General features: G+C 65.0%; 18 protein-coding genes. 10 read left to right on the top strand and 8 right to left on the bottom strand.

Annotated features, from left to right (window positions below; genetic code table 11):
* Nucleotides 1–13 precede the first annotated feature (13 nt).
* Entirely contained in the window at nt 14–661 is a 648-nt protein-coding gene (locus tag E2583_RS00955; protein ID WP_291592311.1) for a CoxG family protein, read from the top strand.
* A 63-nt stretch (nt 662–724) separates the two neighbouring features.
* On the opposite strand, the gene E2583_RS00950 is transcribed toward E2583_RS00955, so the two are convergent.
* Nucleotides 725–1108, bottom strand: a complete 384-nt coding sequence (locus E2583_RS00950; protein WP_291592309.1) for a nuclear transport factor 2 family protein — start codon at nt 1106–1108, stop codon at nt 725–727.
* Nucleotides 1109–1375: 267 nt separating this feature from the next.
* Between E2583_RS00950 and E2583_RS00945 the strand changes: the two genes are divergently transcribed.
* The 5 genes from E2583_RS00945 (at nt 1376) to E2583_RS00925 (ending at nt 11500) form a co-directional block, all read left to right on the top strand.
* Entirely contained in the window at nt 1376–3139 is a 1764-nt protein-coding gene (locus E2583_RS00945) for an efflux RND transporter periplasmic adaptor subunit (RefSeq protein ID WP_291592307.1), read from the top strand.
* A gap of 24 nt (nt 3140–3163) precedes the next feature.
* The gene (locus E2583_RS00940; protein WP_291592305.1) at nt 3164–6364 is read left to right on the top strand and encodes an MdtB/MuxB family multidrug efflux RND transporter permease subunit; all 3201 of its coding nucleotides are present in this window, start codon (nt 3164–3166) and stop codon (nt 6362–6364) included.
* Nucleotides 6361–9534, top strand: coding sequence for an efflux RND transporter permease subunit (locus E2583_RS00935; protein ID WP_291592303.1), 3174 nt, complete (start codon nt 6361–6363; stop codon nt 9532–9534). The genes E2583_RS00940 and E2583_RS00935 overlap by 4 nt, the downstream gene beginning before the upstream one ends.
* Nucleotide 9535: 1 nt before the next feature.
* Nucleotides 9536–11113, top strand: a complete 1578-nt coding sequence (locus tag E2583_RS00930) for an efflux transporter outer membrane subunit (protein ID WP_291592302.1) — start codon at nt 9536–9538, stop codon at nt 11111–11113.
* 63 nt (nt 11114–11176) lie between these two features.
* Nucleotides 11177–11500, top strand: a complete 324-nt coding sequence (locus E2583_RS00925) for a hypothetical protein (protein ID WP_291592300.1) — start codon at nt 11177–11179, stop codon at nt 11498–11500.
* Here E2583_RS00925 and E2583_RS00920 read toward each other — a convergent pair.
* Together E2583_RS00920 and E2583_RS00915 are read right to left on the bottom strand one after the other, a co-directional pair.
* Nucleotides 11497–12036, bottom strand: a complete 540-nt coding sequence (locus E2583_RS00920) for an SRPBCC domain-containing protein (RefSeq protein WP_291592298.1) — start codon at nt 12034–12036, stop codon at nt 11497–11499. The two genes, E2583_RS00925 and E2583_RS00920, sit on opposite strands and share 4 nt — an antisense overlap.
* 92 nt (nt 12037–12128) lie before the next feature.
* Entirely contained in the window at nt 12129–12494 is a 366-nt protein-coding gene (locus E2583_RS00915; protein WP_043376706.1) for a hypothetical protein, read from the bottom strand.
* Between the two features lie 117 nt (nt 12495–12611).
* Between E2583_RS00915 and E2583_RS00910 the strand changes: the two genes are divergently transcribed.
* Nucleotides 12612–13283 carry an ATP-binding cassette domain-containing protein gene (locus E2583_RS00910; protein ID WP_291592293.1) on the top strand — a complete coding sequence of 224 codons (672 nt, stop codon included), beginning with the start codon at nt 12612–12614 and terminating at the stop codon, nt 13281–13283.
* On the opposite strand, the gene E2583_RS00905 is transcribed toward E2583_RS00910, so the two are convergent.
* Genes E2583_RS00905 through E2583_RS00890 form a run of 4 tightly spaced genes read right to left on the bottom strand, consistent with a single transcriptional unit; the run spans nt 13270 to nt 15917 of the window.
* Nucleotides 13270–14085 carry a LytTR family DNA-binding domain-containing protein gene (locus E2583_RS00905; RefSeq protein ID WP_291592291.1) on the bottom strand — a complete coding sequence of 272 codons (816 nt, stop codon included), beginning with the start codon at nt 14083–14085 and terminating at the stop codon, nt 13270–13272. The genes E2583_RS00910 and E2583_RS00905 overlap by 14 nt on opposite strands.
* Nucleotides 14082–15167 (bottom strand): sensor histidine kinase, encoded by a 1086-nt coding sequence (locus tag E2583_RS00900; protein ID WP_291592290.1) that lies wholly within the window; start codon nt 15165–15167, stop codon nt 14082–14084. The genes E2583_RS00905 and E2583_RS00900 overlap by 4 nt, the downstream gene beginning before the upstream one ends.
* A gap of 24 nt (nt 15168–15191) precedes the next feature.
* Complete coding sequence (locus E2583_RS00895) at nt 15192–15476, bottom strand: 2TM domain-containing protein (RefSeq protein WP_291592287.1); 285 nt, start codon at nt 15474–15476, stop codon at nt 15192–15194.
* A 36-nt stretch (nt 15477–15512) separates the two neighbouring features.
* On the bottom strand, nt 15513–15917 hold the full coding sequence (locus E2583_RS00890) for a DUF2306 domain-containing protein (RefSeq protein ID WP_291592285.1): 405 nt from the start codon (nt 15915–15917) through the stop codon (nt 15513–15515).
* 282 nt (nt 15918–16199) lie between these two features.
* On the opposite strand from E2583_RS00890, the gene E2583_RS00885 reads away from it, so the two are divergent.
* Together E2583_RS00885 and E2583_RS00880 are read left to right on the top strand one after the other, a co-directional pair.
* Nucleotides 16200–18389 (top strand): TonB-dependent receptor, encoded by a 2190-nt coding sequence (locus tag E2583_RS00885; protein WP_291592283.1) that lies wholly within the window; start codon nt 16200–16202, stop codon nt 18387–18389.
* Nucleotides 18389–19648 (top strand): PepSY domain-containing protein, encoded by a 1260-nt coding sequence (locus E2583_RS00880; protein WP_291592281.1) that lies wholly within the window; start codon nt 18389–18391, stop codon nt 19646–19648. The genes E2583_RS00885 and E2583_RS00880 overlap by 1 nt, the downstream gene beginning before the upstream one ends.
* Before the next feature lie 72 nt (nt 19649–19720).
* On the opposite strand, the gene E2583_RS00875 is transcribed toward E2583_RS00880, so the two are convergent.
* On the bottom strand, nt 19721–19999 hold the full coding sequence (locus E2583_RS00875) for a PsiF family protein (RefSeq protein WP_043374337.1): 279 nt from the start codon (nt 19997–19999) through the stop codon (nt 19721–19723).
* A gap of 213 nt (nt 20000–20212) precedes the next feature.
* On the opposite strand from E2583_RS00875, the gene E2583_RS00870 reads away from it, so the two are divergent.
* The gene (locus tag E2583_RS00870; protein ID WP_043374335.1) at nt 20213–21037 is read left to right on the top strand and encodes an undecaprenyl-diphosphate phosphatase; all 825 of its coding nucleotides are present in this window, start codon (nt 20213–20215) and stop codon (nt 21035–21037) included.
* Nucleotides 21038–21079: the final 42 nt, after the last annotated feature.

Below are 21079 nucleotides of genomic sequence, written 5' to 3'. Positions count from 1 at the left end.
AAAGGAGAACACCATGGAAATGCAAGCCAGCCGTCCTCTTGCCGTGAGCCAGCAGCAGGCCTGGGAGGCGCTCAACGATCCGCCCACCCTGCAGCAATGCCTGGCCGGCTGCGAGAAGTTCGAGGATGCGGGCGATGGCTCCTATGCCGTGACCATGTCGGTGAAGATCGGTCCGGTATCGGCCAAGTTCAACGGACGGGTCACGCTGTCGGACGTGCAGCCGCCCATGAGCTACACCATTGCCTTCGAAGGGCAGGGCGGCGTGGCCGGCTTTGGCAAGGGCCAGGCCAAGGTGGAGCTGACGCCCACCGATGCACGTCATTGCCTGCTGCAGTACGAGGTACAGGCCCAGGTCGGCGGCAAGATTGCACAGCTGGGCCAACGCCTGATTGACGGCGCTGCCAAGAGCATGGCCGAGGACTTCTTTGCGCGCTTTGAAGCCTTGATGCAGCAGCGCCACCCGAGCGAGGAGCGCGAAGACCAAGGGGGCTCGGAGGAGCCGGATACGCGCTCCTGGGAGCACGACGCGGCCTCCACCAGCTACGCCCCGCTGGACGCCACGCCTTCGGCGCCGCCGCGTGAATCCTCAGGCATCCCGGTCTGGGCCTGGGGGCTGGGGGCCGTCATCGTTCTGGGCGCGCTCTGGCTGCTGGCTCGCTGACCAGCGCATGAACAAAAAAGCCCCTGTGCCTGAGGCCAGGGGCTTGGTTCAGGTGGCTTGGCCTTATTGAGGCTGGGCGTGGAAAGCCTTGTTGGCGATCTTCCAGCCCTGCTCGGTCTTGAGCAGCACAAAATAGTCGGTGAAGGTGACGGCACCATGGTAGAGAGTGACCTTGGCCATGGCGGCCGTGCCCACGATGTCCAGGGAGTCGATGACGCGACGGCGCGTGGCTTCGTCGGCGGCGGGCGTGTTCTTGAAACGCTGGCAGTAGAAGTCCAGGTCCCAGGATGTCAGCGGGCCTTCGCGCACGGACTCCAGCCGGGCCGTGGGCATGAAGGCTGCGCGCATGTGCTCGGCGCTGTCTTCGGCGTGGCCGCGCATGTACAGTTCCAGCGGTACGCGCACGGCGGCTTCTTCGGGGTGATCGGTCAGGCGTTCGGTGGTCATATGGGTTTCTCCTTGGAGCCGGATGTCCTGTGCCGCATGGCGGACGCAGCCATGGCGGTGTCAGCCGTCAAGCATGAGGCCTGGAAACGCCGTCATTGGGACTATGAAAGTCAGCACTGTTTAAGTCTCCGGGTGCGGAACTTCAGCAGGTAAACCCAAGGTAAAGCGGGGGTAAATGCTGGCAAAGCCGGTGCTGCCCGACCCGGGGTTTGATTGCAACTGGATACCATTGGCGCCAATTCAGGCTCGAAATTCCTGCGCTCAACCATGTCCAGCACATCCAATCTGCACCCCCATCGTCATCCTCTACAGCAGGGCAAGGTCCGGCCCGCCTTGCTTGCCAGCGTGGTGCTCGCCCTGGCAGCCGCTGGCGGTGGCTATTGGTGGTATACGCAAAAACAGGGTGCAAGCGGCGATGCGTCTTCGGCTACCGCTCCCAAACAGGGAGCGGGCGGGCCCGGTGCACGTGCCGGACGCAATGGTCGCATGGGGCCGGGCGGCCCCGGCGGTATGGGCCAGGCCCAGCCCGTCAGCGTCGGCGTGGTGGAGCGGCGTGACATGCGCGTGCTCGTCAGCGCCATCGGCACCATGAATGCCCGCGCCACCGCCGTGGTGCGGGCCAAGGTCTCGGGAGAGCTGCTCAAGCTGCACTTCAAGGAAGGTGACGAAGTCAAGGCCGGTCAGTTGCTGGCCGAGATCGACCCGCGCAGCTTCGCGGCCTCGCTGGCGCAGGTACAGGGCACCCTGGCGCGCGATCAGGCCCAGCTCAAGAATGCGCAGCTCGATCTGCAGCGCTACAAGGAGCTGCAGTCCCAGGACTCTATCGCCCGCCAGCAGGTGGATACCCAGGCCGCGCTGGTGCGCCAGCTGCAGGGCACGGTGGCCGCGGACCAGGGCCAGGTCGATGCGGCCCGACTGCAGCTGAGCTACACCCGGATCACGGCTCCCATCTCGGGCCGTCTGGGTCTGCGCCAGGCCGATCTCGGCAACGTGGTCAACCCTTCCGATGTCAATGGGTTGGTGACGATCAGCCAGATTCGCCCGATCGATGCCGTGTTCTCGATTCCCGAAACCCATGTCGGCACGCTGGCCCGGCAATTGCGCGAGGGCAAGGTCATGCCCGTCGAGCTCTGGGACCGCGAGCAAAAGCAGATGCTGGCCAAGGGACAGCTCAATGCGCTGGACAACACCATCGACACGGCCACGGGCTCGGTCAAGGCCAAGGCCTCCTTCGACAATGCCGAGCGCAGTCTGTTTGCGAATCAGTTCGTCAACGTCAAGCTGCAACTGCGCCAGCTTGATCAGGCACTGGCCGTGCCTGCGAATGCGGTGCAGAACAACTATGTCTATCTGGTCAAGCCTGACAACACCGTCACCCAGCGCAAGATCACCGTGGGGGTGACGGACGGTGACTACGTCAGCGTGCGCGGCGAGCTGGAGCCCGGCGACAAGGTGGTGACCGACGGCATTGACCGCCTGCGCGAAGGCGCCCAGGTGACCGTGGTGGACGCCGAGAAGGTCAAGAAGGTCGATCAGGCCGTGCAGGATGCCGCCAACCAGCCGCGCGGCATGATGCGCAACCTCAGCCCCGAGCAGCGCGAAAAAGTCGCCAGGATGACGCCCGAGGAGCGCAAGGAGTTCTTCCAGAAGCTGCGCGCCGAGCGCGGTGCCAATGGCGGCAATGCGGGCTCAGGCCCGGGGCCTCGTGGCGCGGACGCACGTGGCGATCAGCCGCGTGAGGCGCAGGGCAGTGCCTCCAGGCCGGACGCCAAGGCCGATGCGAAGCCGGATGCCAAGCCTGCCGCAGCGAACGAGGCCAGGCCCCAGGCCGGCGCCGAGCGTGGTGACGGCGGCGAGGGCCGAGCCGAAAGAGCCGAGGGCCGGGCTGACCGTCCCCAGCTGACGCCCGAGCAGCGTGCCAGGCTGGAGGCCCTGTCCCCCGAGGAGCGCCGCGCTTTCTTCCAGAAACTGCGCGCCGAGCGCGAGGCCAACGGCCAGACCGGTACGGCAGCCGGCGGCACGGGGCGCTGAGCATAGCCTGAGTCTGCGGCCATCATGAATCTCTCGCGCCTCTTCATTCTCAGGCCCATCGCCACCAGCTTGCTGATGGTGGCGGTGCTGATCTCGGGCATTCTTGCCTACCGCCTGCTGCCCATCTCGGCCCTGCCCGAGGTGGATTACCCCACGATTCAGGTCACCACCCTGTATCCGGGGGCCAGCCCCGATGTGATGACCTCCAACGTCACGGCACCGCTGGAGCGCCAGTTCGGCCAGATGCCGGGCCTGGACCAGATGTCCTCGACCAGCTCGGGTGGCGCATCGGTCATCAGTCTGCGCTTTGCGCTCGATATGTCCATGGACGTGGCCGAGCAGCAGGTGCAGGCCGCGATCAACGCGGGCACCAATCTGCTGCCCGGTGACCTGCCCATGCCGCCGCTCTACAGCAAGGTCAATCCGGCCGATGCGCCGGTGCTGACGCTGGCCATCAGTTCGCCTTCGCTGCCCGTCATCAGGATCAACGACCTGGTGGAGAACCGTCTGGCGCCCAAGCTCTCCCAGGTCAAGGGGGTGGGGCTGGTGGCCATTGCCGGCGCGCGCCGCCCGGCCGTGCGCATCCAGGCCAACCCGGCAGCGCTGGCCAGTTTCGGCATGACCCTGGACGATGTGCGCACCGCCATCTCGGCGGCCAACGTCAAGACCGCCAAGGGCAGCTTTGACGGCCCCAACCGCGCATCCACCATCGACGCCAACGACCAGATGCAGTCGGCGGCCGAGTACCGCAACCTGATCATCGCCTTCAAGAACGGCAACCCGGTGCGCCTTTCCGATGTGGCACAGACGGTGGACGACGCTGAAAACACGCGGCTGGCTGCGTGGTCGGGCACGCCGGAGACCGGCTCCAAGTCGGCCGTGATCCTCAACATCCGCCGTCAGCCCGGCGCGAACGTGATCGACACGGTCGATGCCATCAAGAACCTGCTGCCCCAGCTCAAGGAGACCCTGCCCGCATCGATCGACGTGCAGGTGCTGACCGACCGCACCCTGACCATTCGCGCCTCGGTCAAGGACATGCAGTTCGAGCTGGCCCTGGCCATCGCCCTGGTGGTGATGGTGATCTTCCTGTTCCTGCGCAGCGCATCGGCCACACTGATTCCCAGCGTGGCGGTGCCGCTGTCGCTGATAGGCACCTTCGGTGTCATGTACCTGGCGGGCTTTTCCATCAACAACCTCACCCTGATGGCCCTGACCATCGCCACGGGCTTTGTGGTGGACGACGCCATCGTGATGATCGAGAACATCGCCCGCTATGTGGAAAAGGGCGAGCCGCCCATGCAGGCCGCGCTCAAGGGGGCCAAGCAGATCGGCTTCACCATCATCTCGCTGACCATCTCCCTGGTCGCGGTGCTGATTCCGCTGCTGTTCATGGGGGATGTGGTGGGTCGCCTGTTCCACGAGTTCGCCATCACCATGACGGTGGCGATCCTGATCTCGGCCGTGGTGTCGCTCACGTTGACGCCCATGCTGTGCGCGCGCCTGCTGCGCCACCGGCCTGAGGGCGAGAAGAACCCGGCGCAGTCCAGGGGGTTCAGCGCTGCGGTCGCGCGCTTTTTCGACAAGGTGATTGCCGAGTACGGCCGCATGCTGACCTGGGTGCTGGATCACAGCAAGCTGACCTGGCTGGTGTTCATTGCCACGCTGGTGGTCACGGTGCTGCTGTACTTCGTCGTGCCCAAGGGCTTCTTCCCCGAGCAGGATACGGGCACGATTGCCGCGACCACCGAGGCCGACCAGTCCATTTCCTTTGCCGCCATGGCCGAGCGCCAGCAGGCGCTGGCCGAGCAATTGCTCAAGGACCCGGCTGTGGCTTCCATCTCCTCGTTTATCGGCGTCGATGGAACCAATACCACGCTGAATACCGGCCGCATTCAGATCGACCTCAAGCCCCATGCCCAGCGTGACCGCCTGCCGGTGGTGCTCAATCGCCTGGCCGACGATTCCCAGGCCGTGCCCGGCATCCGCCTCTATGCCCAGCCCGTGCAGGACCTGACGATAGAAGACCGCCAGGCCCGCACCCAGTACCAGTTGCTGCTTTCCTCGCCGGACATGAACCAGCTCACGGCCAGTACCCGAATTCTGGTGGAGCGTCTGCAGCAACTGCCCCAGTTGCTGGATGTGAGCAGCGATCTGCAGAACCAGGGCCGTCAGGCCTATGTGCAGATCGACCGTGCCCAGGCCAGCCGTCTGGGCGTGACGGTCTCGTCGGTGGACTCGGCCCTCTACAACGCTTTCGGCCAGCGCCTGATCTCCACCATCTTCACGCAATCCAACCAGTACCGGGTGGTGCTGGAGGTGGCGCCGCAGTTCAAGATCGGGCCCGAGGCCTTGCAGAACATCTATGCCGCATCCAGCAACGGAGCGCCGGTGCCGCTGTCCTCGATTGCCACGGTGAGCGAGCGCCCGATGGCACTGGCCGTCAACCATGTGGGGCAGCTGCCTGCGGCCACCATTTCGTTCAACACCGCATCCGGTGTGTCGCTGGGCCATGCGGTGGAGGCGGCCCAGGCCATCATCGGGCAGCTGCGCGACGAAGGGCAGATCCCGCTGTCGGTGGACTCGCAGTTCCAGGGCGCGGCGCTGGCTTTCCAGGCCTCGCTGTCCAATACCCTGCTGCTGGTGCTGGCCGCCATCATCACCATGTACATCGTGCTGGGCGTGCTCTACGAGAGCACGATTCACCCGATCACGATTCTCTCCACCCTGCCGTCGGCGGGCGTGGGGGCGCTGCTGGCCTTGCTGGTGGCGGGGCTGGATCTGGACATCATCGCCATCATCGGCATCATCTTGCTGATCGGCATCGTCAAGAAGAACGCCATCATGATGATCGACTTCGCGCTGGACGCCCAGCGCGAGGAGGGCATGAATGCGCGCGATGCCATCTACCAGGCCTGTCTGCTGCGCTTCCGCCCGATCCTCATGACCACGCTGGCGGCCCTGCTGAGCGCCCTGCCCATGATGCTGGGCACGGGCGTGGGCAGCGAGCTGCGCCAGCCGCTGGGCGTGACCCTGGTGGGCGGCCTGCTGCTGAGCCAGCTGCTGACCCTGTTCACCACGCCCGTGATCTATCTGACCTTTGAGCGCTGGGCCGAGGGCTGGCGCTCCCGCCGTGGTCTGCCGGCCGTCAAGCATGTGCCGCATTCCGAAGCCGAAGTCATGGGCGAGGCAGGCGATGGCGGCCAGAGCGGGGCGCGTCCATGAGCATCTCCACGCCCTTCATCTTCCGGCCCATTGCAACCATGCTGCTGACCATCGGCATGGCCCTGGTGGGCGGCGTGGCCTATTTTCTGCTGCCGGTGGCGCCGCTGCCCCAGGTGGACTATCCGACGATTTCGGTGACCGCCAGCCTGCCCGGCGCGGCACCGGACACCATGGCCGCCACCGTGGCCACGCCGCTGGAGCGCGCCCTGGGCGCGATTGCAGGCGTCAACGAGATGACGTCCAGCTCCAGCATGGGCAGCACGCGGATCACGCTGCAGTTCGATCTGACGCGCACGGTGGACAGCGCCGCCCATGACGTGCAGGCCGCCATCAATGCGGCGCGCACGCTGCTGCCCTCGGGCATGCCGGGCAACCCGACCTATCGCAAGGTCAACCCGGCCGACGCGCCCATCATGATTCTGGCGCTGACCTCGGATTCGCTCACGCGCGGCCAGATGTACGACGCGGCCTCCACGGTGCTGGCACAGAAGCTGGCCCAGGTGGAAGGCGTGGGCCAGGCATCGATCAACGGCGGCGCGCTGCCGGCCGTGCGCGTGGAGCTGGATCCGGTGCGTCTGGCGGCCAATGGCGTATCGCTGGATGCCGTGCGCACGGCCATTACCGCCACCAATGCCAACCGCCCCCTGGGCGCCGTGGAGCGCGAAGACCATTACTGGCAGGTGGCGACCAACGACCAGGCCCGCACCGCCGCCGAATACGCGCCCCTGGTGCTGCGCTGGAACAACGGCAATGCCGTGCGCCTGTCCGATGTAGCCGATGTCACCGACTCCGTGCAGGACATTCGCAACTACGGCGTGATGAACGGCAAGCCCGCCGTGCTGCTGCAGGTGTTCAAGCAGCCCGACGCCAACATCCTGCAGGCCGTGGACAAGGTGCGCGCCATGCTGCCCCAGCTCAGGGCCTCCATCAATCCGGCCATCGAGGTGACGGTGATCTCGGATCGCACGCCCACGCTGCGCGCCTCGGTCAAGGAGGTGCAGAACGCGCTGCTGATCTCGATTGCACTGGTCATCATGGTGGTGTTCGTCTTTCTGCGCCGGCTGCGTGCCACGCTGATCCCGGCCGTGGCCGTACCCGCCTCGCTGATGGGCACCTTCGGCATCATGTATTTGTGCGGCTACACGCTGGACAATCTCTCGCTGATGGCGCTGACCGTGGCCGCAGGCTTTGTGGTGGACGATGCCATCGTGGTGCTGGAGAACGTGATGCGCCACATGGAGCGCGGAAAATCCGCGATGCAGGCGGCCATCGAAGGCGCGCGCGAGATCGGCTTCACCGTGGTCTCCATGAGCCTGTCGCTGATTGCGGTGTTCGTGCCCATTCTGTTCATGGCCGGCATCGTGGGGCGCTTTTTTCGTGAATTTGCCGTGGTCATGTCGGCGGCGATTCTGGTCTCCATGGTCATCTCGCTGACCACCACGCCCATGATGTGTGCGGCCTTGCTGCGCACGCCCGCCGAAGAGGAGCGCCGCCGCGCCGAACGTGCCCGGCGCCCGTTCACGCGCCGCTGGGATGCCTTCTGGCTGCGCGTCTCGCTGGCCATGGATCGCTTCGAGGCGCGCGTGACGGCGCTGTACCGCCGCACCCTGGCCTGGGGTCTGCGCCATCAGCCCGTGGTGCTGCTCAGTCTGGTGGCGGTCATAGGCCTCAACATCCATCTCTACCAGACCATCGACAAGGGCTTCATGCCCAGCGAGGACACGGGCCGCGTCATGGGCTTCATCCGGGCCGACCAGTCCACCTCCTTCCAGGCCATGGAGCGCCGCATCAAGCGTTTTCTCGATGTGGTGCAGCAGGACCCGGCCGTGGAGTATGTGACCGGCTTTACCGGCGGCGGCCAGGCCAATTCGGCCAATATGTTCATGTCGCTCAAGCCCATGGCCGAGCGCAAGGTGTCGAGCGACGAGGTCATCAACCGACTGCGTGAGAAGCTCAAGGACGAACCCGGCGCGCGCCTGTTCATGATGACCCAGAGCGATGTGCGCATTGGCGGGCGCCAGAGCATGTCCTCCTATCAGTACACGCTGCAGGCCGACGATACGGCCGAGCTGCGCCTGTGGGAGCCGCGCATCCGCCAGGTGCTGTCCACCCTGCCGGAGCTGACCGATGTCAACAGCGACGTACAGGACAACGGCATGCAGACCAGGCTGGTCATCGACCGCGACCAGGCCGCGCGCCTGGGCCTGACGGTGGCGCAGATCGACAACACGCTCAACGACGCCTTCGGGCAGCGCCAGGTGGGCGTGATCTACAACCCGCTCAACCAGTACCGCGTGGTGATGACGGCCTCGTCCCAGTATCTGCAGAGCCCGGAGACGCTGCGCGGCTTCTTCTTTGTCAACAGCGCGGGCCAGCAGATTCCGCTGACGGCCTTTGCCAGGATCACCACTTCGACCACGCCGCTGTCCGTGCAGCACCAGAGCGGCACGCCGGCCAGCACCGTGAGCTACAACCTGGCACCCGATGTCTCGCTGTCGCAGGCCAATGACGCGATCCGCAATGCCATGCTGGAGCTGGGCGTTCCTGTATCCATTCGCGGCAGCTTCAGCGGCTCGGCCGGGGCCTTCCAGCAGGCGCTGGCGGGCCAGCCTCTGTTGATCCTCGCGGCCATCATCACCATCTATCTGGTGCTGGGCATCCTCTACGAGAACCTGGTCCACCCGCTGACGATTCTGTCCACCTTGCCCTCGGCCGGCGTGGGGGCGCTGCTGGCGCTGATGGGGTTCAAGACCGAGTTCTCGCTGATCGCCTTCATCGGCGTGATCCTGCTGATCGGGCTGGTCAAGAAGAACGCCATCATGATGATCGACTTCGCGCTGGAGCGCGAGAAAGGCGGTCATGCCACGGCAGCCCAGGCCATCTATCGGGCCTGCCATCTGCGCCTGCGCCCCATACTGATGACCACCATGGCGGCCCTGTTCGGCGCGCTGCCCCTGGCCCTGGGCCGGGGCGACGGTGCCGAGCTGCGCCAGCCCCTGGGCATTGCGATCGTGGGCGGCCTGCTGCTGAGCCAGTTGCTCACGCTCTACACCACGCCCGTGGTCTATGTGCTGCTGGACCGTGTGCGCCGCAGTGTGTTGCGCCTCTGGGCGCGCCGTCCGACCGGAAGGCGCGGCGGTCAGGCCTCTGCCATGGCTGAGGCGAAGTGAGATGAATATGCCAGCACAGTTTTTGAATCAGATCGGCTCGAAGCCCAATAAGGGTAATCGTAAGCAGCTCACATTTATGAAGAATTCTCCCCGAGTGCTGCCTCGCTGGATGCCGCGGCTGTTGCCGCTTGCCGCAGCGCTGGCGCTGGCGGCCTGTTCCACCCAGCCCGCCTATCAGCCACCCCGGCTCGAGGTGCCGGTCCGCTTCAAGGAGGCGACCCCCGAGGCCGCGCAGTTCGGCGTCTGGCTGCCGGCGCAGGGCTCGGCGACCAGCGAGCCCCTTGCGGTGCCCGACCCATGGTGGAGGGTGTATGGCGACAGCACGCTGGATCGGTTGCAGCAGGAGGCAGCCGCAGGCAATCCCGGCGTGGAGCAGGCCGTGGCCCGTCTGCGCTCGGCCCAGGCGGCCGTCGCCAGCAGCCGCGCCGCGCAGTTGCCCACGCTCAGCACCACGGGCAGCGGCTCGCGTGCCTTGACCGGCGGCGGCACTTACAGCAATACCAACGGCGAGAACGTGGCGCGCAGCGGCAGCATCAACAACAACTTCTCGCTGGGCCTGAGCGCCAGTTGGGAGCTGGATCTCTGGGGCAAGCTCTCGGGCGCGGTGGATGCCAGCCGGGCTTCGGCCCAGGCCAGTGCCGACGATCTGGCTGCGGCCCGTCTCTCGGCCCAGGCCTCGGTGGCCCAGACCTATTTCTCGCTGCGTGCCGCCGAGGCGCAGATGAAGTATCTGCAGGAGAGCCTGGAAGCCTACGAGCAAAGCCTGAAGCTCACGCAGAATCGCTATCAGGCGGGCGTGGTGTCTTCCGCCGACGTGGCCCAGGCCCAGTCCCAGTACAAGAGCACCCAGGCCAGCCTGCTCGAGGCCAGGATCACGCGGGCCCAGTACGAGCATGCGCTGGCGGCCTTGCTGGGCAAGGCTCCGGCCAACTTCAGCCTGCCGGTCACCGGCCACCTGCCGACGCCGCCCGCAGTGCCTGAGATGCTGGCCTCCACCTTGCTGGAGAGGCGGCCCGACATTGCGGCCGCCGAGCGCCGAGTGGCCATGGCCAATGCGCAGATCGGCGTGGCGCGCGCGGCCTATTTCCCTTCGCTGACCCTGTCGGCATCGGCCGGCTACCGCAACTCCGTGCTCTCCGATCTGCTCAATGCACCGAATCTGTTCTGGTCGCTGGGACCGGCGCTGGCCATGAGCCTGTTTGACGGCGGCGCGCGTTCGGCGGCCGTGGAGTCGGCCCGTGCCACGCTGGACCTGAATGCCGCCACCTACAAGCAGACCGTGCTGACGGCGCTGCAGGAGGTGGAGGACAATCTGGTCGCCGCCGTCAATCTGGCCCAGGAGGAGCAGGTGCAGACCGAGGCCCTGGCCGCAGCGCAGAAGTCGCTGACCGTGGCCAACAACCAGTACCAGGCCGGCATCGTGGCCTATCTGAATGTGCTCTCGGCCCAGACGACGGTGCTCAGCGCCCAGAACAGCCTCAACAGCGTCAGAAACCGCAGGCTGACGGCCGTGAACACCTTGCTCAAGAATGTGGCGGGGCGCTGGCAGCCGCTGGATGCAGGCTCGCACAAAGAGTGAGCGCACCATGCAGGCTTGCCGTCTGGGTTACAACCGCTGCTGTCCTATTGTGAAGATCAAACCATGAGCATCGCCGTTTTCTACCTGCGCAATTCCGAGCCCGAGGCCCAGACACCGGTCTGGCAGCCGCAATGCCGGGCCTTCTCCGATGCGCAGATGAGCGAGGCGCTGGCCCTGTGCCAGCACCTGCGCAAGGACGAGCGCCATGCCCATGTGGTGATTTCGTCGGAGCTGCGCGATATGGTCGGGCCTGTGGGCGTGTCTGCGGTCGAGGATGGCAAGACTCCTGACGGAGTGGACTATCAGTGGAGCAAGGCCGGGCGTGCAGGGGCCAGCCGCAGGAATGCGGCCGAGCCGCCCAGGCAGCGCCAGGATATGGATCGCTAGGCAGAAAACGGCTGACTAGAGGCCGCCTGTACCTTGGCCAGATATCCGGCCAGCAACTGCATGCTGCCGCTCCAGCCCATTTTCATGCTGGCATGCGAGCTGTCGAACAGCGCTTCTTCGACCGGGCTGGCATCGAGAGCGCGCCATTCCAGATGCAGGCGCGTGCCGCCGGCTTCCTCGCTTAGCGTGGTGGTCGACAGGGTATATAGCGGCCATTGCGGCGCCATCGGATGGCGCGTGACGCCGCCAGCGGCATCGCTGAACTGCACCACGACGACGATGCGCTCGGGCGCTTTCAATTCCCTGAAGCTCCATTTGCCCCACATGGCGGGCGCTTGGGGCATGGCCTCGGCGCGCATGCCGTAATGAAAGCTGCCGCCTTCGCGTGCATCTACTTCGCATTGCGTCATCACCATGCCGGGCGGGCGCATCCAGTGGCTCAGGTGCTCGCCTTGCGTGAAGGCCGCGTAGACCAGCTCGCGCGGTGCCTTGAAGAATTGCTCGATGACAAACGGGGCAGAGAGTCGCTCGGTCATGGACATGCCTTCGCAGATCGCTTGGAGCCATCCATTGTGCACAGCGCGCATCCGACTTCAAGCTTCAGGCGCTGCAGACTCAGGCTTGGATGTCAGGCTTCGAGATCAAAGGCCTGGCGCAGTGCATCGCCGAACTGCGCGGAGCCCGAAAGACAGAGGTTGACCGTGGTGCGGCCCGTGGCCGAGGCCTGCAGCTCCAGCTTGCCTGAAGCCCTGTCGAAGCGGGCGCTCAGGGGCTCGCCGTCATCGTCCTGTGCCTGCAGGTCATAGTCCCAGTCATTGCCGTCTTCCAGGGGCCCCTGGCGGCCCGCAAACTTCTGGCTGGCCCAGCGCAGCAGGGCTTCGATTTCGCCGGCCAAAGCCGGCACGCGCTCGGCCTTGACGCTGGCCATGGCGTCCCAGGTGCCCGTGCCTTCTTCATCTTCGCTGTAATCGAATTCCAGATAATCCAGAGCCATGGCATATTGCGCGCTATTGAGAGGGACGCCATTGTGCCTGTGCCTTGCTTCGCGCATGGCTGTGGGTTCTTTGGTCAAAATCAGCCGTAGACATATATATACAAGGCATTGTCAGCTATGAATTCTGAACTCGACGATGGCTGCGAGTCGCTGTGCATGGTGCAGGCTCTGCAGGTGAGCTTCGGCTACCCGGGCCGGGTAGTGGCTCATGAGGCCTCGCATTGCTGGCATGCCGGACTGTGTCTGCTGCAAGGCGACGAGGGCACGGGCAAGACCAGCTGGCTCAAGGCATTGGCCGGGCAGTTGCCACTGCGCACGGGCGTGCTGCGCTATGCGTTTGCCGACGACGGTCGCCTGGCAGCCGGTTCCTGCTTCTGGCAGGATCCGCGTCAGCCGCTCGACGAAGTTCGCAGCCAGATGCCCGCGGCCGGCTGGGTGGCTTTGCAGCGCACGCTGTATCCGCATTGGTCGCAAGAGCAGTTCGGGCGGCATGTACAGGGCTTCGGGCTGGAGCCGCACTTGCACAAGCCGCTGCAGGCCCTGTCATCGGGCACGCAGCGCAAGCTGTGGATGGCTGCCGGCTGGGCCAGCGGTGCCGAGCTGGTGCTGATCGACGAGCCGCTGGCGGCACTGGACAAGCCCTCCGAGCGCTATGTGCAGCATGCGCTGGCGGCCATGGCCGCCGGGCTCAGGCATCCGGCGCGGCCCCGCTGCGTCATCGTCGCGCATTGGGATGCCATGCAGGGTGTGGACTGGCAGGATGTGATGGAGCTGGCTACATCGCCCTGAAGCGCGTGGCGTAGAGCCGGCTGACGGCCAGTTTTTCAGGGCGGTCGCGCAGCAGCAGGCTAAGTCGTCCCGACTCGTCGCGCTGGGCGCTGGCGATGGCCTGCGCCCGCACCACGGTGCCACGATGGACCTGCCAGAACTCGCGCGCGTCAAGCTGCGGCAGCAGCTCCTTGAGCGGTGTACGGATCAGATACTCTTGACCGGCCGTCAGCACGCGCAGATATTTGTCGGCAGCTTCGAGGTAGATGATGTCCTGCACCCTCACCATATGGATCTGGTTGCCGACGCTGGCCTGAATGATCTGCAGTGCGGCGGGGGCCTGCCCCAGCAGTTGCTGCTGCAGCCTGAGCAACTGCTCGAGCTGACGGTGATTGTGCATGGCAAGGTCCGTGCCCTGTACCGGCTGGCGCTGCTGCCACCACTGCTGCAGGCGCTGCACGGTCTGGCCAAGGCGCGCCGCCTGCACCGGCTTGAGCACATAGTCCATGGCGCAGGCCTCGAAGGCCGCCAAGGCGTACTGGTCGTAGGCGGTGACAAAGACAATCGCCGGCAGCGCTTGCTCTTCGGGCCAGGCATCCGCGATTTCGGCGGCGGCTTCCAGCCCCGTCTGGCCGGGCATGCGAATGTCCAGAAACAGCAGATCGGGCAGCCGCTCCAGCGCCTGATGCACGGCGCTGATGCCGTCGGCCACACGGGCTTCGACATGCAGTTGCGGCCAGAGCTGGCCCAGCAGCTGCTGCAATGCCAGGGCCAGCAGCGGTTCGTCTTCGGCAATCAGGGCGCGCGGCGGGCTGGTGTTCATGGCTGGGGCTTCAGGGGTAATACGAGGCAGGCCCTGGTTCCGCCTGCGCTGTCTGCTGTCAGGTCGAAGCGGGCAGCGCTGCCGTAGCGGCTGGCCAGGCGTTCGCGAATCTGCTGCAGGCCAAAGCCTGAGCCCGAGGGCGGCTGGCCAGGCAGCACGGGCAGGCCCAGGCCCAGGCCCAGGCCCAGGCCCAGGCCATTGTCATGCACGCTGAGCAGGAGGTGGCTGTCATCCAGCATTCCGGCCTGAACGGCTATGTGGCCGCCGGCCAGTTGGGGCTCCAGTCCATGGCGAATGCTGTTCTCCACCAGCGGCTGCAGCAGCAGGGGCGGCACAGGCAGCCCGGCCAGATCGGCGGGTAGCGTCAGGGAGTAGGTGAGTCTGTCTCCCATGCGGATCTGCATCAGGGCCAGGTAGTCGGTCAGCAAAGCAAATTCCATGGCAAGACTGTGGGTGCCGCTGCGCGAGCCGGCCAGCGTGGCACGCAGGTAGGCAATCAGATGGTCGAGCATTTGCTCGGCACGTGGCGCATCGCTTGCAATCAGCACGCGCAGATTGGCCAGGGTGTTGAACAGCATATGCGGCTCCAGCTGGGCCTGCAGCAGGCTGAGCCTGGCTTCGGCGGCCTGGCGCTGGGCCTGCTCTGCCTGCATTTGCAGGTGGCGCGATTTGCCCACCACATAAAAGCCCCAGGACATGGCAATGCTGGTCGCCATCGTGATGGCAAACGGCAGCCATAGCGAGGGCCTGCCTGCGGCGGACAGTTCGGGATGGAACTGCTGAACATAGAGGCTACCCAGCGGATTGCCCAGAACCAGGCCTGCTGCAATTCCCAGCGGCACCACGGCCATGCCGCGCATGCCGCGCGGCCAGGGGATCTGGTCGGACTCGCGCCAGCGCAGCCTGAGCAGATCGATGCTCAGCCAGCTGATCAGGCCTATGGCCAGCGAGTAGGCGAGGTTGACATCCCACAGGCCCTGGCCCAGAGCGGTCAGGGCCGCGGCGATCAGCAGGCAGGCAGCCATGGTGATACCGGCGTGACGAAGCAGGGGTGCGGGCGCAAACATGGACATGACAGGCATGGTAGGTGATGGAGGATCCGGCAACTAGCGCTTTTCGCTGCGCTGCAGCGTTTTCAGCTCGCGCTCCAGCAGTTGCTGAAAGAGCGGACTGCCGGGGGCCAGCAGCCAGACCACGGCGCCATGCATCAGCAGGCCCAGACCCCAGCCCAGAGCCGGATAGACGGCCCAGTGCCGTCCCTGACTCAGAGCCAGGGTCATCAGTCCCAGATTCACTGCGGCATAAACCGCAGCATGGATATACCAGCCCAGCTTCATGCCGGCGCGGCGGCGTGCCTGCTGGTGCAGAGCGTCTTCAGAGATCGGGTTCATGTCTTTTCCTTGTAGTGCTTGGGATGAATGCGGGGATCAGGCCAGTCCTTGCCACAGCAGATTGCCGAGCAGGCGGCCGGGAAGCAGCGTGAACAGCCCGGCGACCACGCAGCTGCCGAAGTACAGCTTGCGCATGACGCTGCGGTGCTGGCCGATGCGTTGGTGGGCCAGATGCCAGAAGGACAGTGCCAGGCCACCCAGCGTCACGGGGATCAGCAGATGGATGGGCGTGAAGCCTGCCCAGTTGGGCAGACTGAAGTCGCGTATGAACAACGCGGAGATGGCGGTGGCCAGCATGAGCAGCACAACGCCACGGCCTGCAATTCTGTGCACCCAGGGCAGCGGGCCGGCCTGGCGCCTGGCCCAGAGTGCAATGGCTCCGGTCAAGGTGGCTGCGATGGCGCAACCCATGTGAAAGGCAATCAGAGGTGTGAGTGTCATGGCTGGCTCCTGGTGCTTGCACATGACTGTGCAAGCCGGGCCTGCTGCCGACCAGCGCTTTGCGACGAAGTGAACAAACACGGGAGCCAGTTGCATCTTCACAGGTGTGAGTGGGGTACTGGTTTTGCTTGTGTTTGTTTGTGCGCGCACACATACCACGCAGCAGTTTCAGGACTTGCAGCCTGCCTTAGATCCCGTTGAGATTTCAGGGTGTTTGGCATCCGCAAGGAGATTGATTAATAGAATTAACGATTCTGAAAATCATTCTCAATAACATTAAAAATGTTCCTGCTGCGCCCGATTTCCCTGGCTGCCCTCGCACTGTGCAGCCAGCAGACTGTTTTTGCCCAGACTTCCAGCACTGAATCAGAAGCTGCCTTGCAGACCGTGACCGTGGAGGCCAGCGCCGATGCTTCGGCCGAGGGTCTGGCCAAGCCTTTTGCGGGCGGGCAGGTGGCGCGCGGCGCGCGTGTCGGCGTGCTGGGAAACCAGGACATGATGGAGACTCCGTTTTCCGCCACCAGCTATACCAGCGATCTGATTCAGGATCAGCAGGCCAAGAGCGTGGGCGACGTGCTGCTCAACGATGCGGGCGTGCGCTCGGCGCGCGGCTTCGGCAATTTCCAGCAGGCCTACTTTGTGCGCGGCTTTGTGCTGTATTCCGATGATGTGGCCTATAACGGCCTGTACGGTCTGGTGCCGCGCCAATACATGGCGTCGGAGTTCGTGGAGCGCGTGGAAGTGTTTCGGGGAGCGAATGCCTTTCTCAGCGGCGCGGGTGCGGGCAGCGTCAGCGGCGGCGGTCTGGGCGGCCTGATCAATGTGGTGCCCAAGCGCGCCGGCAACGAGCCGCTCAATCGTGTCACCCTGGGTGGCGCCAGCGGCGGGCAGGCTTATGCCGCAGCCGATGTGGCCCTCCGTTTCGGCCCCGATGATGCAGCCGGTATGCGTCTGAATCTTGCGCGTCGCAGCGGCGGCACCGGCGTGAGCGGTGAGAAGGTCCACACCACGGTCGGTTCGCTGGGCCTGGACTGGCGCAGCAGCCGTGCACGCCTGTCGGCCGATCTGGGCTGGCAGGAGCACAAGCTGACGGCGCCGCGTCCCTCGCTGACCCCTTCGGGCAATCTGCCCATTCCGGCAGCTCCTGACAGCAAGACCAACTACGCCCAGCCCTGGACCTACTCCAACAGCCGCGACCTGTTCGGCACCGTGCGCGGGGAGTACGACTTCAACGACCAATGGACCGGCTGGGCCGCGGTGGGCATGCGCCGGGGCCGCGAGGACAACGCGCTGTCGGGCCTGACGCTGTCCAGCGCGGCCGGCGATGCGGTGGTCAACCGCTTCGACAACACGCGCAGGAACCGCGTCAAGACCGGCGAGCTGGGTGTGCGCGGCAAGTTCGAGACCGGCGTGGTCAAGCATTCGGTGGTGGCTTCGCTGTCGGCCTTCGATTCCAGCGAGCGCAATGCCTGGGGTTACAACTATGCAACCGGCCAGAGCAACAACATCTACAACCCGGTGGCCCTGCCTGCGCCTGCCTATAACGGACTGGGCGGCATCCTGGGCAGCCCGCGCGAGACCGAACGCATCAAGACCAGCAGCCTGGCGCTGGCCGATACCCTGGGCTTCATGGACGAGCGCCTGCTGCTGACGGTGGGCATGCGCTACCAGAGCATCAAGGTCGACGGCTTCGATGCCACGACGGGCGCAAGCTCGGGCAGCTACGACAAGAGCCGCGTGACGCCGGTGGCAGGCCTGGTGTTCAAGCTGACTCCCGAGGTGTCGGCTTACGCCAACTACATCGAAGGGTTGGCCAAGGGCGGCAGCGCGCCCATGACCAACGCTGGCCAGGTCGTCAGCAATGCGGGCCAGGTGTTCGCTCCCTATGTTTCGCGCCAGAAGGAGGTGGGCCTCAAATACGACGGCGGCAAGATCGGTGCCAGCGCGGCCTTCTTCACCACCAGCATGCCCAGCGCCTATGTGGAGAACAATGTCTATGGCGTGTTCGGCAAGCAGCGCAACCGCGGTCTGGAGTTCAATGTGTTCGGCGAGCCCGTCAAGGGCCTGCGCGTGCTCGGCGGCCTGACCCTGCTGGACGCCAAATACGTGACCACGGCGAGTGGTGCCAATGATGGCAAGCGCGTGGTGGGCGTGCCCCGCAGCCAGGCCAATATCGGCGCTGACTGGGATGTGCCGGGCATGCGTGGCCTGGCACTGAACGCACGGCTGATGTATACCGGCGCGCAGTACGCCAATGCCGGCAATACCCAGCGCGTGCCGGCCTGGACCCGCTTTGACCTGGGCGCCCGATACCTGATGGACGTCGGCGGCAAGCTGGTGACCCTGAATGCACGTGTGGACAACGTGGCCAACCGCAACTACTGGGCCTCGGTCGGTGGCTATGCCACCAACGGCTATCTGGTCCAGGGCGCGCCGCGTACCTTCTCCCTGACCGCCAGCGTGGACTTCTGATGCGCGCGCTGTGGACCGTGGTTCATCGCTGGGTCGGCCTGTTTCTCGCGGCTTTCCTGGTCATGACCGGTCTCACGGGAGCGGTGCTCTCGTGGGATCATGAAATCGACGACTGGCTCAACGTCGACATGCTGCACACGCCGGGACGCGGCCCGCTGCAGACGCCGCTGCAACTGGCCCAGGCCGTGCAGGCGGCCGATGCGCGCGTCGAGATCTCCTATATGAGCCTGGGCCTGCGCGAGGGAGAAGCGGCTTCCTTTCTGGTGCGCCCGCTGGTGGACCAGGTCACGGGCAAGCCGCATGTGCTGGGCTACAACACGGTGTTCGTGGACCCGGTGACGGGAGCCATCACCGGCCACCGCGACTCCAAGAGCCTGGTCCTGGGCTGGCGCAATCTCATGCCCTGGCTGCGCCATCTGCATGAAAGCCTGCTCAGTCCCACGTTTGCGGGCCACAACCGCTGGGGCTACTGGTTCATGGGTGGTCTCGCGCTGCTGTGGCTGGCCGACAGCTTGTGGGCATTGGTGCTGACCCTGCCGGTGAAGAAGAAGGCGGCTTCGGCCGGGGCGCAGGATGCCCCCGCCAAGGCTGGCGGCAAGTCCTGGTGGGCGCGCTGGATGCCGTCCTGGCGCATACGCTGGAGCGCCGGTGCCTACAAGCTCAATTTCGATCTGCACCGCGCCGGCGGGCTGTGGATCTGGGGCGTGATCGTCATCGTGGCCTTTACCTCGTTCTCGATCAATCTCTACCGCGAGGTGTTCTACCCCGTGATGAGCAAGGTTTCGACCACCACGCCCGGCCCCTACGAGACGCTCAAGCCTGCACCTTTCGGCAGCTTTATCGCGCCGAAGATCGGCTTTGCCACGGCCATCGAGATCGCGCGCAAGGAGGCGGTGCAACTGGGCATCAAGACCGAGGCCGGAGGTGTCTGGTATGGCGGGGATTTCCCGTTCTACAACGTGTCCTTCTTCGATCCCGACGACGAAACCGGGGCCATGGGCATGGGGCTGTCCAATGTCTATGTGAGCTCGGAAAGCGGCGAGGTGCTGGGCAGCTATCGCCCCTGGCACGGCACGGGAGCCGATGTCTTTGTGCAGCTGCAGCTGCCGCTGCACAGCGGTCGCATCCTGGGCACCTTCGGGCGTGTGCTGATATCGGTGGTCGGCGTGATGGTGGCCATGCTGTCCATCACCGGCGTCGTCATCTGGTGGAAAAAACGCCGCGCCCGGCGAACGGCCCTGGCAACTGCCTCCGCCTGAAACCACAAAGCCACCTCGCGGTGGCTTTGTGCATTGCGCGCGGCGCGGAAGCGGCAAAGCCGCTCAGGCCCTTCAGTCCTTCTTCAGGCACTCGCTCATGAAGGCCTTGCGCTCGTCGCCTTTTTTGCCGGTGGCGTCGGCATTGCAGCTCTTCATGCGTTCCTGCTGACGCTTCTTGCCGTCGGACAGGCAGGACTTCATGAACTCCTTGCGTTCATCGCCCTTCTTGCCAGTGGCTTCGGTATTGCAGGTGCCCATGAGCTGCTGCTGGGCGGTTTTGGGTTTGTCGCTGGCAGCCATGCTCATGCTGCAGGCCAGGGACACGATAGCCAGGACCACAAATTTTTTCATGATGGTGTGATTTTTGAAAAAACGCCGACAACCGGCGCGCAGCTATTGCAGCACAAGCGCGTGACTTTGCCCAGAAGCGTCGACCGTGTCTTGTAAAAGTTTGCGATTGTCTGTCGATCGGCGGCCGGAAAAGGGCTTGTGGGCGCGAATGCGAAAACGGGGAGCGGATAATGGGCGGCTTTGCTTCAACCCTGCATCCAAAGGACGATTCGCGTGGATACTTTATTGCTGGTCAAGGCCGCCATCATGGGCATTGTGGAAGGGCTGACCGAGTTCTTGCCGATTTCCTCCACCGGCCACCTGATTCTGGCCGGTTCGCTGATGGGTTTTGTCGGTGGCAAGGCCAAGGTGTTTGAGATTGCGATCCAGACAGGGGCCATCTTTGCGGTGATGCTGGTGTACTGGCAGAAGATCCGCGACACGCTGGTGGAGCTGCCCAGCAGCCGCCAGGCACAGAAGTTCGCGCTCAACGTCTTCATCGGCTTTTTGCCTGCCGTGGTGCTGGCGCTGCTGTTTGGCAAATACGTGCAGGAGCATCTGTTCACGCCGGTCATCGTGGCGACCACCTTCATCCTGGGCGGCTTCGTGATTCTCTGGGCCGAGAACCGTCCCGCGGCCGCCACGCGCGTGCAGTCGGTGGACGATATGACGGCGCTCGATGCGCTCAAGGTCGGCCTGGTGCAGTGCTTTGCCCTGGTGCCCGGCACCAGCCGCAGCGGCTCCACCATCATTGGCGGCATGCTCATGGGCCTGTCGCGCAAGGCGGCCACGGACTTCTCGTTCTTTCTGGCCATGCCCACGCTGATCGGTGCGGGCGTCTACAGCCTCTACAAGGAGCGCGCGCTGCTGTCCATGGCGGATGTGCCGCTGTTTGCCGTGGGCCTGATCTTCTCGTTCATCAGCGCCTGGCTGTGCGTGCGCTGGCTGCTGCGCTTTATCTCCACCAACAGCTTTGTGCCGTTTGCCTGGTACCGCATCGTTTTCGGCGTCATCGTGTTGGTGACGGCCTATACCGGCATCGTGGACTGGCACCATTGAACGACTGGGCGCTGTTCGCAAAAAAGCCGCTTGCGTGATTGC

The sequence above is a fragment of the Comamonas sp. genome (assembly GCF_009360615.1).
Taxonomy (GTDB): domain Bacteria; phylum Pseudomonadota; class Gammaproteobacteria; order Burkholderiales; family Burkholderiaceae_C; genus Comamonas.
Note: the sequence above shows the minus strand (reverse complement) of the source record. Positions and strands in the feature narration are given on the sequence as shown.